This is a genomic window from Flavobacterium phragmitis (genome assembly GCF_900112575.1).
Classification (GTDB): Bacteria; Bacteroidota; Bacteroidia; order Flavobacteriales; family Flavobacteriaceae; genus Flavobacterium; species Flavobacterium phragmitis.
The window spans coordinates 250,145-264,514 of the sequence record NZ_FOMH01000003.1 but is presented as its reverse complement, the minus strand read 5'-3'; the positions used below and the strand labels follow the sequence as shown (position 1 = coordinate 264,514).

The following is a 14,370-nucleotide window of genomic DNA, read 5'->3' as shown; positions in this document are numbered from 1 at the left end:
TCCTAATAAGACATAAAATAGTATTAAGATATTTTATAAGATGACATAATTTTTTGCCACAATTGAAAGTATTTCCGAGATAAAAGTAAATGAAGCGACTATCAATGCGAAAAAAATATGGGCAAAGAACAACTGAATATAACAACCATTAAAATCAATTGGGGCTCGATATCTGGTTATTTTAAATATAAATATCCAGCTGAATATACCAATTGCTCCGCTTGTAACTCCTAGTATAAGAGTACTTAACAACGTAAGAGGCAAAATATTCTCTGCCCATATAATGTGGTATCCCATTACAAATAGGAACCCAATAACATAATGCATCAGCCATCCCCATGTTTCTTGATAACGTTCCGAATGACTAATGTGCGTTCTTTCTAATGCAAAACTTAAAAGAACTGGTTCTTTGTACAGTTCTCTAAAACTTCCAGACATGGCATAACTAAACCAAGTCATGGCAGATGTTGCGCCAATTGAAATTAAAAGTAGTTCTATAATCACATAAATATCCATAAAAAACCTTATTTGGATTATAATCTCTCTTTCAAAGTTAATTTCGAAATATTATTTTTTGTTATAAGATTTTAGTTGGTAATTATATAATTTTCAGTTTGTTAATGAATTGTGGTTTCTAATGAGGTTTTTAAAATAGAAACTACTTTCTGCATTTCTTCTTTTTCTAAATGTCCAAATCCTAAACGAGTAGCTCTTAAATCTTTTGTCTGATATAAAATGGTCTTGGGCAAAAACAGCTTATTTGCAGCACATTCTTTTTGAAATTTGATCAAATTAAAATCATCCAGCCATTCTACCCAAATCGCTAATCCTCTCGGTGGAACTTTAAATTTTATTTTACCTTTTAAATTTTCGTTCAGCAAGGAAACGAAACAATCTCTTCGCTCTTTGTAGATTTTTTTGTTTTTTTTCGAAAGCCGATGCGCTTCACCTTCAGAAATCCATTCTGTTAAAACCTGTTCTTTCATAACATCAATACTAGGTTCTAGAATGTTTTGATGTTTTTCCAATTCTTTAATAAACTCAGCCGGAGCGGCTACAAATCCGTAGCTGAATCCGGATGGAAGTGATTTTCCAAAAGAACCAATATAAACGACGCGTTGGTTAGAATCGAAAGCAGCTAAAGGCAGAACAGGATTATTATCGTAATGAAAATCAAAATCATAATCGTCTTCCAGAATAACAAATCCGTATTGGTTGGCTAATTCCAAAACTTCAATTCTCTTTTTAGCACTGAGCAAAATTGTGGTTGGATAATGATAATTGGAAGTAAGATATAACAATTTGATTTGGGATGTTTCACAGATTTCTTTCAAACGTTTGGTATCAATTCCATCTTCGTTTACGGGAATCGAAATAATCTGTGCTCCAGTATTGGTTAATGTCATATTGGACATGTAATAACCTGGAGAAGCCACAACCACTTTGTCTCCCGGATTGATGAGCACTTTTGTAACAAGATATAACCCAATTTCGTGACTGCTTGTCGTCAAAAGATTAGAAGTCGAAATGCGAATTCCTCTGGTCAGATTCAGATAATTCGAAAACTGCGTCTTAAAATTAGAATGTGAACGAAGCTGTATTTGTTCGTAGGTTTTAGTCGTTTTATGTCTTTTTAGTTTTGAAACATATAATCGCGCCAAAACATCGGTTTGAACCAAACGTAAGTCTGGCATTCCATCATTAAACTGATACGGTAGATTACTGATTTCTATTGGATTTTCGAGAATCGTAGAACGCTGGAAAGTAAACCCTGAATCAAATTGTGATGAATTTTGTTTTTTTAAAGTTGTAAACTCAGCTTTATTTTTTTGTTTTTGCTGAGATAAAATAAAAGTTCCCTTGTTTGGAAGCGTTTCAATCCAGCCTTGTGATTCCAGATCCTGAAAAGCTTTAATCAAAGTATTTCGGTTTACATCCAATACTTTACAGAGAATACGAGTTCCGGGAAGTTTTGTTCCTTCAGGCAGAAAACCAGTTTGAATCGCTTTTATAAATTCAAAAACAATCTGAAGATACAAGGCAGTATTTTCTTCAGGCTTAAGCTCTATAAAGCTTTTAAAAGGAATTTCAACCGGACTACTCATAATTATAAAACTGGCATACTTGATTAGTACGGCAAGATACTACTTTTGCCAAAAAAAATTGACCAAATGAAAAAAATCTACTTTGCTGCCCTTGCAGTAATTTGTTCCAACATTTATGCGCAGACCAAAAAGGATTCCATCAATGAAATGAACGAGGTTATCATCAATGAAAACCGTTTTAATACCCCTATTTCTAAGCAAAACAGAAATGTTTATGTGATCAGCAGTGAAACTATAAAGAAACTTCCGGGAAGAACACTTCAGGAAGTATTACAATATGCCAATGGAGTTGATATCAGACAAAGAGGGCCATTTGGAACTCAGGCAGATATCAGTGTTGACGGAGGAAGTTTTGAACAGACTGTTGTTTTATTAAACGGAGCTAAAGTAATAGATTCTCAAACGGCTCACAATATGCTGAATTTGCCTCTTCCGGTTGAAGTTATTGAAAGAATTGAGGTGGTTCGCGGACCGGCTGCAAGAATTTATGGAATTAACAGTTTGACGGGAGCGATTAATATTATCACTAAAAAAACAACAGATTCTGGATTTTTAGTAAGTACTTATGCGGGTTCTAACTTTGAAAAAGATACAAGAGATACAGGAGATACATTTTATGGGACAGGAGTTCAGGCTGGAGCTGTTTTAGGTAAAGAAAAACAGCAGCATTTAATTTTTGCTTCTCACGATAAAAGCAATGGTTACCGATACAATACAGCATTTGAAAACAATAAAATTTTCTATCAGGGAAATGTACAAATCAATGATTCTAATGAAATTTTAGGTTCTGCCGGATACATCAAAAATGGTTTTGGAGCTAACGGATTCTACGCAGCGCCGGGTGATATCAATTCGACTGAAATTGTACAGACTACTTTTGCCAACATTCAGTCGAAACATGCTATTACAGAAAACTGGAAAATTATGCCAAGAGTAACCTATCGTTATAACTATGATGATTATCGTTATTTAGGAAACTCAAATTTAGCTGTTGGAAGAAGCCAGCATTATACCAATTCGATTGCGGGAGAATTAAACTCTACAGTGAAATTGTCTAAAGGAGAAATTGGTTTTGGAGCAGAATTTAGAAACGAAAACATTCATTCTTCCAATATCGGAGATCACGATCGCGAAAACGTTGGTGTTTATGCTGAATACAGAACGAGTTTTACGGAAAAATTTGATGTAAACATTGGAACTTATTTAAATTATAATTCGGATTACAAATGGCAGGTTTATCCTGGAATTGATGCTAGTTATGCAATTACAGATGCCTTTAAAATTATTGGGAATGTGGGAACAAGCCAAAGAATTCCATCATTTACAGATTTGTATTTGAAACAAACAGGAAATATTGGAAACGCCGATTTAGATTCAGAAAATGCTTTCCAGAGCGAAATTGGTTTCAAATACAATAAAAAAGCATTGAGTTTGAATGCCAATTATTTCTACAGAAAAATTGATAATTACATCGATTGGATGCGTAATCTAACGACCCAGCCGTGGCAAAGTCAGAACACCGGAGATCTAAACACAAACGGAATCAATTTACGCGGCACTTATAGATTTGATTTTTCTAAAGATTCTAGATTAAACATTCTTTTAGCGTACACTTATTTGGATTCTGAATTTAAAAGTTCCCGTACAGAAATATACTCCAAGTATCTTATTTCATCTTTAAAACATCAAATTACCAATACAATAGATTATCAGTTTAAGAATTTCTCTGTTTTGTTTGCAACCCGTTTTAACGAGAGAATCACAGGACCGTCTTATTGGGTAAATGATTTTAGAGTAAGTCAGTCAATCAATAAATTCACCATCTTTTTAGATGCACAAAATATATTCAATGCGACTTATTATGAAGTAGGAGCGGTGCCTCTGCCTTCGAGATGGTTTACTTTAGGAGTGAAATTAGTTACATTTTAAATTACTTTATTGGTTAGAATAGGGGCTGTCTTTTAGTTTTTAAGACAGCCCCTATTTCCGTTATTTTACCGATGAAACATTTCTACGGAATAATTATCAGAGTGAAAAATAAATCAATTGCTGTTATATAAAATTTATCAGAAATACTGTAAAATAAGCCGTTTTATAAGTAGTTACTTAGCATTTGTAAATATTTAAAACATTTATTATGAAAGCGTTATTGAAATGGAAAGCCTTATTTTTGGTAATTATTATCGGATTATTTTCTTCTTGTAAAAATAATGATGGTTATAGTGATACAATAGATACAAATTCTGTCCCTGTTGATACGGTGCAACAAACAAAAGATACAACAGAAGTTACGGGTACTAGTTCGGGCGGTATATCACCAGCAGCAAAGAGTATTCAAATTACGAATATGGAAAAAGAAGGAGTTGAAAGTACAGCGGGCACAGGAACAGGTCCAGGAGAAAGTGCCACAGATGGTTCTACCTACACGCCTTCAAGTGGAATTCAAAAAGACAGTATAAAATTACAGACTGAAAGTGCTAAAAGAAGAAAGAACAAAAAATAATCTCAGATAAACTACAAACTCATTTCAAAAAGGAATGAGTTTTTTTATTTTAAAATATTGTTTTTCAATGCTTTTATTGATGCTGAAAAGACTTCAAAAATAAATTCTGAAAAAAAACAATATTAAATGCTACTTATTTGATAGAATTAATATATATTTGTATCGCAGAAAAGTTCTGAATGATATTTATCCAGAAAGACCGAGGGAATAGGCCCATTGACGTCTTAGCAACCTGTTGCCGAATAAGGTGCTAAATCCTTCCCGCTTTGCGGGACAGATAAGAAAAGATTTCCTCAAAATCTGAATAAGATCATCTTTGTAAAACTTTTTATTTTTTAAAATGAAAACAGATTCAACTTTATACGCCGGTTACGAACTTTTGAATGTAATGTTCGAAGAAAACAGTCTTGCCTTTTTTCGAATGCGCGACAAGTAAAATTCTCCCAGTAATTTTTGAAAAACAACATTTTCTAAAGACCATTTTGAAATAGGTCTCAGGAATTCTTTTGTCCAATCATAAACTAAAATCAAAATATAATGAAAAAAATAATCTTAGGTTTTGCCCTATTTTTTGGAGTTGCACAAACTCAGGCGCAGGAAAGTAATTTACAATTAAAGGGAACTGTTGTAGATACTGTAGCGCAGTATGTTTATCTGCAAAAATTTCACAATAAAATGTTTACCACAATTGATTCGGTAAAAGTAAAAGATGGCAGTTTTAGTTTTAAGACTAAAATAAAAACGCCGGAATTGTACGGTTTAAGTGTAAATACAGAAAGTAGTCCGTTGTATGTTTTTCTTGAAAAAGGACCAATTACGGTAAAATTAAACCCAAAGAAATATTACAATAATTCTGTTGTAGAAGGTTCGGTTTCTCAGGACTTGTTTGAAACTTACAAAAAATCGAAAGATGTGGAAATCAGTAAATTCATTATAGAGAATCCAAAATCGATAGTTTCGGCTTATGTGTTGTACAGAAACTGGTCTTATAGATTGTCTCCGGAACAAATTAGAGAAAATATTGCTTTGCTGGATAAAAGTCTTCAGACAACCACTTATGTGAAAGAACTAAAAGATTTAGCTCTCGTTTTGGACGGTTTGGCAGTTGGAAAAAAAGCGCCTGATTTTACAGCCAATGATCCAAATGGAAAACCAATTCGCTTTTATGAAAATTTAAAAGGCTACACTTTAGTCGATTTTTGGGCTTCATGGTGCGGACCTTGCCGAAGAGAAAATCCAAATATCGTAAAAACGTACAAAGAATTTCATGATAAAGGATTCAACATTGTCGGGATTTCTTTAGACAAAAAGAAAGAAAACTGGATCAAAGGAATTCAGGATGATAATTTGACATGGACACATGTTTCAGATTTACTTTTCTGGAATAGTGCAGTGGCTAAATTATACGGAATCAGAGCGATTCCGGGCAATTATTTAGTCGATTCGAAAGGAGTAATTGTAGCTAAAAATCTTCAGGGAGAAGAATTACAGGCGACGTTAAAATCGCTTTTAGATAAAAAGATTTAAGAAACAGCTCCACATAATCTTGTGACGGATGAGAAATAAAGTGGAAAAAAATAATGAAAACAGTAATAGAATATAGTTAATTAAAAATGATAAGGAAATGAATGCTATTGAGACAACGAAAGAACCAATTGAGTTAGAGTGTTACTTCTCTAAATTTAGAGAAAATACAGTAGGAATCGATCATACTTTTGAATCGGTTTACGGAGAACAAAATATAGTTTATGCCGACTGGGTTGCCAGCGGAAGATTATATGTTCCGATCGAGGATATTATGCTAAACAAAATGGGACCAATGATTGCCAATACACATTCATTTTCAAGCCAAACAGGAAAGGCTTCGACTTATGCTTATCAACATGCCAGAGAAATTATTAAAAAAGCGGTAAATGCCAATGCATCTGATGTTTTGGTGACTACGGGAACCGGAATGACAGCTGCTTTATCAAAATTACAGCGCATTATGGGTTTGCGAACAGATTATAAAGAAGACAGGCCTGTGGTTTTTATAACTCACATGGAACATCATTCGAATCAGGTTCCGTGGTACGAGACAAATGCCGAAGTGGTGATTTTACCACCTGATGAAAATAATTTGGTCGATCCAAAAGTGCTCTGTGAGGAAATTAAAAAATATGCAGACCGAAGCTTGAAAATAGGTTCGTTTACAGCTTGTTCTAATGTTACGGGAATTATTACACCTTATCATGAATTAGCGAAAATCATGCATCAAAACGGCGGACTTTGTTTTGTTGATTTTGCTGCTTCTGCACCTTATGTCAAAATTGATATGCATCCAAAAGATCCCGAAGAGCAATTGGACGCAATTTTCTTTTCGCCTCATAAATTTTTGGGTGGGCCAGGAACTACTGGAGTTTTGGTTTTTAATGAAAAATTATACCAATCTGATTTTCCAGATAATCCAGGTGGAGGAAATGTAAAATGGACTAATCCGTTGGGAAAATATTGTTACAGTGATGTGATTGAAGTTCGCGAAGACGGAGGTACTCCAGGATTTTTGCAGGTAATTAGAGTAGCGTTGGCTTTAGAATTAAAAGAGCAAATGGGAGTTGAAAATATCAAAAAAAGAGAAAAAGAATTGCTTGATCTTTGTTTTTCGAGACTTCAAAAAATTCAAGGTTTATCTATTCTGGGAGATTTAACAACAGAAAGAATTGGCTGTGTTTCCTTTGTGATTGAAGATATTCATTACAATTTGATTGTAAGACTTTTGAACGACCGTTTCGGAATTCAGGTTCGCGGTGGCTGGTCGTGTGCGAGTACTTATGCGCATTACCTTTTCAATATTAATGAGAAAAAATCGGCAGAAATTACTAGTGAATTATTACAGCGAAATCAGACGAATAAACCAGGCTGGGTTCGTTTGTCCTTACATCCAATTATGACCAATGAAGAGCTTTTCTATATCTGTGATGCGATTGAGAAAGTAGCTTCGAATTATAAAAAATGGCAAAAAGATTATGAATATAATCCTGCATCGAATGAATTTGAAAATCCTAAAATAAAAGATTCCATAACAAATGAAGTAAAAGATTGGTTTAAGTTAGATTAGTTAGTTTTTTTAACCCAACAGGTTTTCAAAACCTGTTGGGTTTTTACTAAAATTTGAAACACATAGAAACATAGTTTTTTTGTTATTAAAAAGGTAATCAAGAGAAACTAGTTTCTAACACATAGTTAACCTGCTAGGTTTTCAAAATCTGCCAGGTTTCTTAAAATTGCAAAATTAAAATATGAAAACAATTCCAAGAAGAGTCGTAACGGGTTTACGAAATGGAAAATCAATAATAGAACAAGACCAAATCGTAACCAATGTTTCGGAGCATTTTCCGGGATTGATTATTTCGGATATTTGGTCAACGGATAGTACACCGGCAAAATTTGATGAAAAAGAAATTGAAAATACTGCTTTTCCGAATACGCCCAAAAACGGAAGTTACTTTCGTTATGTACAAATTCCGCCAGACAAAGATTTAGGAATTGTAGCACCCGAAGGACAGCCTCATCCGCTAATGCATCAAACCGATACTTTAGATTATATTGTGATTCTGGCTGGAGAAATTTATCTCATTGTAGAGGAGGAGGAAACTTTATTGCAGGCGGGTGATATTGTAATTCAACGTGGCACAAATCATGCGTGGAGTAATCGGTCTGATTCTCCTTGTATTCAATTAGCTGTTTTATTAGATGCAGAGAAGACGAAAGAGAAAAGAATAAAGAGAAAAGAATAAAGAGAAGAGAATATAGAGAAGAGAATATAGAGAAGAGAATATAGAGAAGAGAATATAGAGAAGAGAATATAGAGAAGAGAATATAGAGAAGAGATTAAAGAAAAATCTCCCAGCTATTTAAAGGATAACTGGGAGATAATCAAAAAATAAACACAAACTATCTTTAGAACGAGTATCTTAAGCCAAGCTGTCCTTGGAATCTTGAAGCTAACTGATCTATCGTATAAGGTGTAGAAGTTGGTTTTTGGAAAGTATAAGTTGGATCGCCTGTTGCAACACCGCCTAAGTTTCCTGATTTAGTTAAACCAATACTTGCTGTTGAATTATAAGTGTTTGGAACAAAATAGCTTCTTCCCCAATCTTTGTTGATAAGGTTTCCGATATTTGCCATGCTGAATGAAATTTGGAAAGTACCTACTTTGTTTACTTTAATTTCGTCCATTAATTTTAAGTCAGCTTGAATGTTCCATGGAGTAGTATCACCATTTCTTTGTGTGAATGTTCCTCTTCTGCTTTTTAAATAGTCATTCCCATTAATGAATGCTTCGTAATCTGCCACTTGCTGTGCAGCTGTTGCTGAAGGAACTCCTGCAGTACTTACCCCAATATATTTTGCTGCTTCTGCAGCATCCTTAAAGATATAAGCTAAACCTGCTGCTTGTCCTGTTCCGGCAATTGTGGAGTTTACAAATCCCCAAGAAAATGGATTCCCTGATTGTGCATTAAAATATACGTTAGCAGAGAAAGTATTGTTGTCAGCTAATTTTACTGCATATCCAACATTAGAAACAATTCTGTGTTTGATGTTGAAGTTTGAAGTTGCCAATTGAGGATCATTTGGAGTTAATGATTGGTTCATTTGGAAGTTACTTTCCATAGAGTTACGAATTCCATTAGTTACGTCTTTAGAATCTCCGTAAGTGTAAGCTACCATAAAGTTAAGACCAAAATCGTATGTTTTAGAAATCATTTCTGTTATGCTGTAACGATATCCTTTATTCGTATTAGACAACAAATAAGCATTTGAAAAAGCTGCATTGATATTTGCTGCATAAATCGGCATCTGATGATTGGTGTCGTAAGAGAAATAAGTAGGGTTATCCGTTTTGTTTACCTGTTGGAATTCAAGATCACGAATTACTTTAGTGTACATTCCTTCAGTAGTAAATTTATATCCGTTGATGATTTTATCTATTGCAAGTGAGTTTCTTAAAACAGCTGGCATTTTGAATTTGTTATCAATTAAATCGGCCTGAACTTTTGGAGTTGCGTCGTGGTATCCGTTTAATCCATTTGGAGATAAAGGATCTCCAGTTGCTGCAACTTGAGCGGCAGTTAAGTTGTTTTTGTCATAACTTCCGTAACCTACACCATCATTGTAATAAGCATATCCTAACCATGCAAAAGGAACTCTGCCTGTAAATACTCCAGAACCACCTCTTAAAACTAGTGTTTTGTCTTCGTCAACATTATAAGTAAATCCGATTCTTGGAGAAACTAAAGCTGAACCAAAGAAATTGTTTTTGATTTGGCTTAAAGGCGTATAAGTATACGTTGTACCATAATTTGGATCAGCTGGAGAGTTTTGAACCTGCTGGCTTAATTTTGGTTTAGTTGGCATATCGGTATAATCTACTCTCACACCTGGAGTTACTTTTAATTTGCTTCCAATTCTAATTTCATCCTGAACATAAGCACTGTAAAGGTTTACGTTAAATTGTGCATAAGGATTATTGAAAATTTCATCTCTTGAAGAACCATCAAAAGGATAAGTTCCACGTACACGAGTTGGTAGTTTGTTGTAGAAATCGGCAAGAGATTTATAAGAGATTCTTCCGTTAAGTGCATTTACAAATCCGTAGTTGATATCGTAGAATTCGTTGTGAGTACCAAACAATAAAGTATGATTTCCTGTTTTGTATGTTAAGTTATCAGTGATTTCAGTTGTATTCTGTTTCATATTGAAAACAGTTGCTTCACGATCGTTTCCTAAGAAAATAGTTCCTCCTTTATAACCAATTTCTGTCTGTGGGAACATAATATTGCTTGATTTCGGATCACGATAATCTTTAATTGCAGAATAACTTGCTATGAATGAGTTAGACCATTGGCTGTTGAAATGACTTTTTAATTCTAAAACCGTGCTGATTGCTTGATTTTTTTGAGTAAAGTCCATTCCTGAGAATCTAAAGTTTGCCGCGTCGCGCTCTAAGTTTGTTGCTTGAGAAATAACCGTATTGTTTCGTAATGAAATAGAGTGTTTTTCGTTAATTTTCCAATCTAATTTATTGAAGAATTTCTGGCTTTTAGAAAAGTTATTGTAAGCACCATAAGTTCCTGGATCAAAACCGTAATTTGTTTTAACAAAGTTTGAAATTTGTTCAGCAGTTGCATTATCAACAAGAGAAGTTAATTTACCATTTGAATCTGTTTGTCCTGCATTATAAAAAATCGGATCTGTTCTTTCAGCATATTCCATATTGGTAAAGAAGAATAATTTGTCTTTTACAATTGGAAGTCCTACTCTAAAACCAACTTGGTAATCTCCAAAAGCATTTGGCATTTTTGATCCGTCACCAGCATTGTTAGGGCCGGTAATTGCTGCACTTCTTCCGTAACTGTAAATAGATCCTGTTACAGTGTTTGTACCGCTTCTTGTTACAGCATTTACACTTCCTCCTAAAAAGTTTCCTAATTTAATATCATAAGGAGCAATGTAAACTTGAATATCTTGAATCGCATCTAAACTGATAGAGTTAGAACGCGTACTGCTTCCCGGCATTCCTGAAGTTCCAGATTGACCTCCTAAAGATGGACTGAAACCAATAGCATCATTATTAATAGAACCGTCAATTGTTACGTTATTGTATCTGAAGTTAGTTCCAGCAAAAGAGTTATTAGAACTTTGAGGCACTAATTTCGTAACATCCTGAATTCCTCTGTTGATTAATGGAAGACCATTTACTTGTTTTTCGCTAATATTTGTACCATTGTTTTTAGAAGAAGGTTTAGAACCTGTTATAACTACTTCTTCCAAAACATTATTGTCAGCTTTTCCAACTACAATAGTTGGTAAATCATTGTCTCCTAAAGCTAAATGAATTTGAGCATTAGAATAATCTTTGGTTCCAGAACTTTTAATTTCTAATTCATAAGGTCCGCCCGCATTTAAGTTTTCGAAACTAAAGCGACCTAGTTTGTCTGTTGTAGCTTTGTAAACGGCATTAGTAGGCAAATGTGTCAAGGTTACTTCAGCACCTGTAAGAGGGCTTGTACCATCATTAACTCTGGCGGATAAAGATGAGGTTGTAATTTGGGCAAAAATGTTCCCTATAGTCAGGAGCATTAAAGCCGTAAAAAAGAGTCTTAGTTTTGTCATGTTGTTTATTAGTTTTTATTTCACGACAAATAAAAACTCTTTAATTCGATTCGATTTAAGGCTAATGTTAACGAAAAATCAAAAAACAATTCTTTGTTAACTTAAGATAAACAAGATGTTATTGGATAAAAAAACGGCTATCCCTTTAAAATCAATAGGTTTGTGCTAAAGCCCATAAAATAAGGGATTAGACTTAGATTTAAAGTAGATTAGAGATAGATTAGAGTATTATGCCAATGTTATCAAACGTAGAAAATTGAATTTTAGAAGAATAAAAAAGCATTAATTTTTATATGACAATCCGCTAAAAAGACTCATAATTTACTAAAGCAAATTAATGACGCAGATAAAACGGATTTACTTCGTAAAAACGCGGATTAAAACGGATTTTATGCTTAAATTTTATGGAGATTAATAAAAAATCCGTCTTAATCGGTGTCTTCGCTTTAGCGAATCAGTATCATCCGTGTGCTATTTTTAAAATTAGTGCAAGTAACGAATAGTCATAAATTTTTATGTAGAAATTTAGGGAAACAGAAGAGAAAAAACAGTGCCTTTTTCCAGTTCAGAATCTACAGCTAAAGTTATATTATGACGCTTCAAAATCTGCATGGTAATAAAAAGCCCTAATCCTTGACCTTGAATATGTCTTGTGCGATCGCTTCTAAAAAACAAATCGAAAATAGATTCGATATCTTTCTGATCGATTCCAGAACCCTGATCTATAATTTTTATAAGAAGTTTTCCATTGTCTTCTAATGCAATTATGTTTACTGGTAAGGGAAATGAAAACTTAATGGCATTATCTATAATATTATAAAGTGCAATAAAAATCATGTGTCTGTTGGCATGCACAGTTAATAAATCTTCATTATTTATAATCGCATCCAGATTAAGCGCTATTTTGACTGTCGGATATTCTATGGCTTTCTTTTCCAGTATACTCCATAAAATTTCATCAATACGAATATTTTCCATTTGATGCGGTTCTGAAAGTTCCAGTCCAGACAGAATCAATAATCCGTCTAAAGTATATTTTAAATGAAGCGTGTCTTTTCGAAGAGATTTTAGTATTTCTTCATATTGTTCATTGGTTCTGCTATGCTGTAAAGCAACTTCAATATCACCTATGATGATAGTAAGTGGCGTTTTGAGTTCGTGGGAGGCATTTTTAAGAAAATTTTTCTGTATGCTGACACCATTTTCCAGTCTTTCTAAAAGATAATTAAAGGTGGTAATCAATTCCTTTATTTCATCTTTTCCGCTGGCTGTAGGCAATTCGAGCCTCGAATGCAGATTTTCTGTTGTAATGGTGTTTACTTTTGAGATAACATCTTCAAAAGGCCTGAAAGTCTGTCTGGACAAGAATCTTCCCAAAAGATAATTGAGTACAATTCCAACGATATAAAAGAGTATAAATACAATAGCCAGCCTTTCGAGCTGCTGATTTCCGACATCATCAATTCCAGAGACAACAATAATGAAATCACCTTGGTTGTCTTTGTAATAAAGTCCAGTAAATTGACGATTATCTATAGTGAAATGTAATATTTGGTCTTTAGAAATAGCCTTCAATTCATGATCACCTAATTTAATGGGGACATCATCATGCAAATACAATTTTTTACTTTTTGCATTGTAGATTCTGATGGACTGGTTTGTTATTTTATTATACTGAGTTTCTATTTCTTCATAACTAACACTATCCATTTTGGTAATCTCATCTTTTTCAAAATAGAAAAAGGCTGTTATTAAGGCGCTGTCTTCCAGTCTTTCGTAATAAAGATCTTTTCGGTGGTTTTTAAAAAGCAAAAAAGATGCGATCAGAAGAAGTCCGACAATAAAAGCAAAGAGTATTGTAGAATTTACAGCTAGTTTATTCTTGAGATTCATGGGACTTCTTTTTTAGCATATACCCAGTTCCTTTTACAGTATGAATAAGCGGTTCAGCAAAATTCTTGTCCACTTTATTTCTTAAGTAATTTATATAAACATCTACAGTATTGGTATTCATGTCTAAGTCTAGATTCCAAACCGCTTCGGCTATTGCTATTCTTGATAACGCTTTTTCACGGTTTTTCATAAAGAAAATCAAAAGTTTAAGTTCTCTGGAGGAAAGATTTAATTCTTTTCCTTCTCTAGAAGCACTCTGCTCTTTCATATTGATTTCAATTCCCGCATACGATTGAAAATCTAAAATTCCCGCACTAAATTCGGCTCGGCGCAACTGTGCGTTGATTCGGGCCAAGAGTTCTTCAAATAAAAAAGGTTTAGCCAAATAATCATCGGCTCCAGCCTGTAATCCTTTAATTTTTTCTTGAGGCGTATCGAGAGCACTCAAAATAAGTATAGGTACTATTATTTTCCTGCTTCTTAAAACTTCACAGACTTCAAAACCCGTAATATCTGGAAGCATAATGTCGAGAATGATAATGTCAAAATCATTTTCTGTGACAGCATTAATCGCGTCGTATCCTTTAGAAACGGTTTTTACCTGATAAAGATGTTCTTCCAAACCTCTTAAAATGAAAGAAGCCACTCTTGGGTCATCTTCAACTAATAGTACTTTATTCATGGATGAATAGTGTTGCTAAATAAACAATGCAA

The 14,370-nt window shown here is 33.8% G+C and carries 10 protein-coding genes and 1 riboswitch; of the genes, 5 read left to right on the top strand and 5 right to left on the bottom strand.

The genetic code is table 11. The features are described 5' to 3' along the window. Positions 1-33: 33 nt before the first annotated feature. On the bottom strand, positions 34-516 hold the full coding sequence (locus tag BM289_RS06705) for a hypothetical protein (protein WP_091491909.1): 483 nt from the start codon (positions 514-516) through the stop codon (positions 34-36). A 101-nt stretch (positions 517-617) separates the two neighbouring features. Next, the gene (locus BM289_RS06700; protein ID WP_091491907.1) at positions 618-2,105 is read right to left on the bottom strand and encodes an aminotransferase-like domain-containing protein; all 1,488 of its coding nucleotides are present in this window, start codon (positions 2,103-2,105) and stop codon (positions 618-620) included. Positions 2,106-2,171: 66 nt separating this feature from the next. Here BM289_RS06700 and BM289_RS06695 point away from each other — a divergent pair, with 66 nt between their 5' ends. From BM289_RS06695 to BM289_RS06675, 5 genes are all read left to right on the top strand, one after another. Further along, positions 2,172-4,034 (top strand): TonB-dependent receptor plug domain-containing protein, encoded by a 1,863-nt coding sequence (locus BM289_RS06695; RefSeq protein ID WP_091491906.1) that lies wholly within the window; start codon positions 2,172-2,174, stop codon positions 4,032-4,034. A gap of 208 nt (positions 4,035-4,242) precedes the next feature. After that, positions 4,243-4,608, top strand: coding sequence for a hypothetical protein (locus BM289_RS06690; RefSeq protein WP_091491904.1), 366 nt, complete (start codon positions 4,243-4,245; stop codon positions 4,606-4,608). A gap of 183 nt (positions 4,609-4,791) precedes the next feature. Then, positions 4,792-4,892: riboswitch (SAM riboswitch) on the top strand. A 253-nt stretch (positions 4,893-5,145) separates the two neighbouring features. Then, a complete protein-coding gene (locus tag BM289_RS06685; protein ID WP_091491903.1) occupies positions 5,146-6,135 on the top strand; it encodes a TlpA disulfide reductase family protein in 990 nt (329 codons plus the stop codon). A 97-nt stretch (positions 6,136-6,232) separates the two neighbouring features. Beyond that, the gene (locus BM289_RS06680) at positions 6,233-7,705 is read left to right on the top strand and encodes an aminotransferase class V-fold PLP-dependent enzyme (RefSeq protein ID WP_091491901.1); all 1,473 of its coding nucleotides are present in this window, start codon (positions 6,233-6,235) and stop codon (positions 7,703-7,705) included. 181 nt (positions 7,706-7,886) lie between these two features. Then, entirely contained in the window at positions 7,887-8,384 is a 498-nt protein-coding gene (locus BM289_RS06675; protein WP_091491899.1) for a cupin domain-containing protein, read from the top strand. Positions 8,385-8,547: 163 nt separating this feature from the next. Here the strand turns inward: BM289_RS06675 and BM289_RS06670 are convergent, their stop codons facing one another. The 3 genes from BM289_RS06670 to BM289_RS06660 form a co-directional block, all read right to left on the bottom strand. Beyond that, entirely contained in the window at positions 8,548-11,763 is a 3,216-nt protein-coding gene (locus tag BM289_RS06670; RefSeq protein ID WP_091491898.1) for a TonB-dependent receptor, read from the bottom strand. Between the two features lie 525 nt (positions 11,764-12,288). Then, positions 12,289-13,656 carry an ATP-binding protein gene (locus BM289_RS06665; RefSeq protein WP_091491896.1) on the bottom strand — a complete coding sequence of 456 codons (1,368 nt, stop codon included), beginning with the start codon at positions 13,654-13,656 and terminating at the stop codon, positions 12,289-12,291. Beyond that, positions 13,640-14,338 (bottom strand): response regulator transcription factor, encoded by a 699-nt coding sequence (locus tag BM289_RS06660; protein WP_091491894.1) that lies wholly within the window; start codon positions 14,336-14,338, stop codon positions 13,640-13,642. The genes BM289_RS06665 and BM289_RS06660 overlap by 17 nt, the downstream gene beginning before the upstream one ends. Positions 14,339-14,370 lie beyond the last annotated feature (32 nt).

Excerpts from the sequence above, each read along its gene's own strand:
- BM289_RS06700 (WP_091491907.1), bottom strand. The coding sequence starts at position 2,105 with ATGAGTAGTCCGGTTGAAATTCCTTTTAAAAGCTTTATAGAGCTTAAG.
- BM289_RS06695 (WP_091491906.1), top strand. The coding sequence starts at position 2,172 with ATGAAAAAAATCTACTTTGCTGCCCTTGCAGTAATTTGTTCCAACATT.
- BM289_RS06665 (WP_091491896.1), bottom strand. The coding sequence starts at position 13,656 with ATGAATCTCAAGAATAAACTAGCTGTAAATTCTACAATACTCTTTGCT.
- BM289_RS06690 (WP_091491904.1), top strand. The coding sequence starts at position 4,243 with ATGAAAGCGTTATTGAAATGGAAAGCCTTATTTTTGGTAATTATTATC.
- BM289_RS06685 (WP_091491903.1), top strand. The coding sequence starts at position 5,146 with ATGAAAAAAATAATCTTAGGTTTTGCCCTATTTTTTGGAGTTGCACAA.
- BM289_RS06705 (WP_091491909.1), bottom strand. The coding sequence starts at position 516 with ATGGATATTTATGTGATTATAGAACTACTTTTAATTTCAATTGGCGCA.
- BM289_RS06680 (WP_091491901.1), top strand. The coding sequence starts at position 6,233 with ATGAATGCTATTGAGACAACGAAAGAACCAATTGAGTTAGAGTGTTAC.
- BM289_RS06660 (WP_091491894.1), bottom strand. The coding sequence starts at position 14,338 with ATGAATAAAGTACTATTAGTTGAAGATGACCCAAGAGTGGCTTCTTTC.
- BM289_RS06670 (WP_091491898.1), bottom strand. The coding sequence starts at position 11,763 with ATGACAAAACTAAGACTCTTTTTTACGGCTTTAATGCTCCTGACTATA.
- BM289_RS06675 (WP_091491899.1), top strand. The coding sequence starts at position 7,887 with ATGAAAACAATTCCAAGAAGAGTCGTAACGGGTTTACGAAATGGAAAA.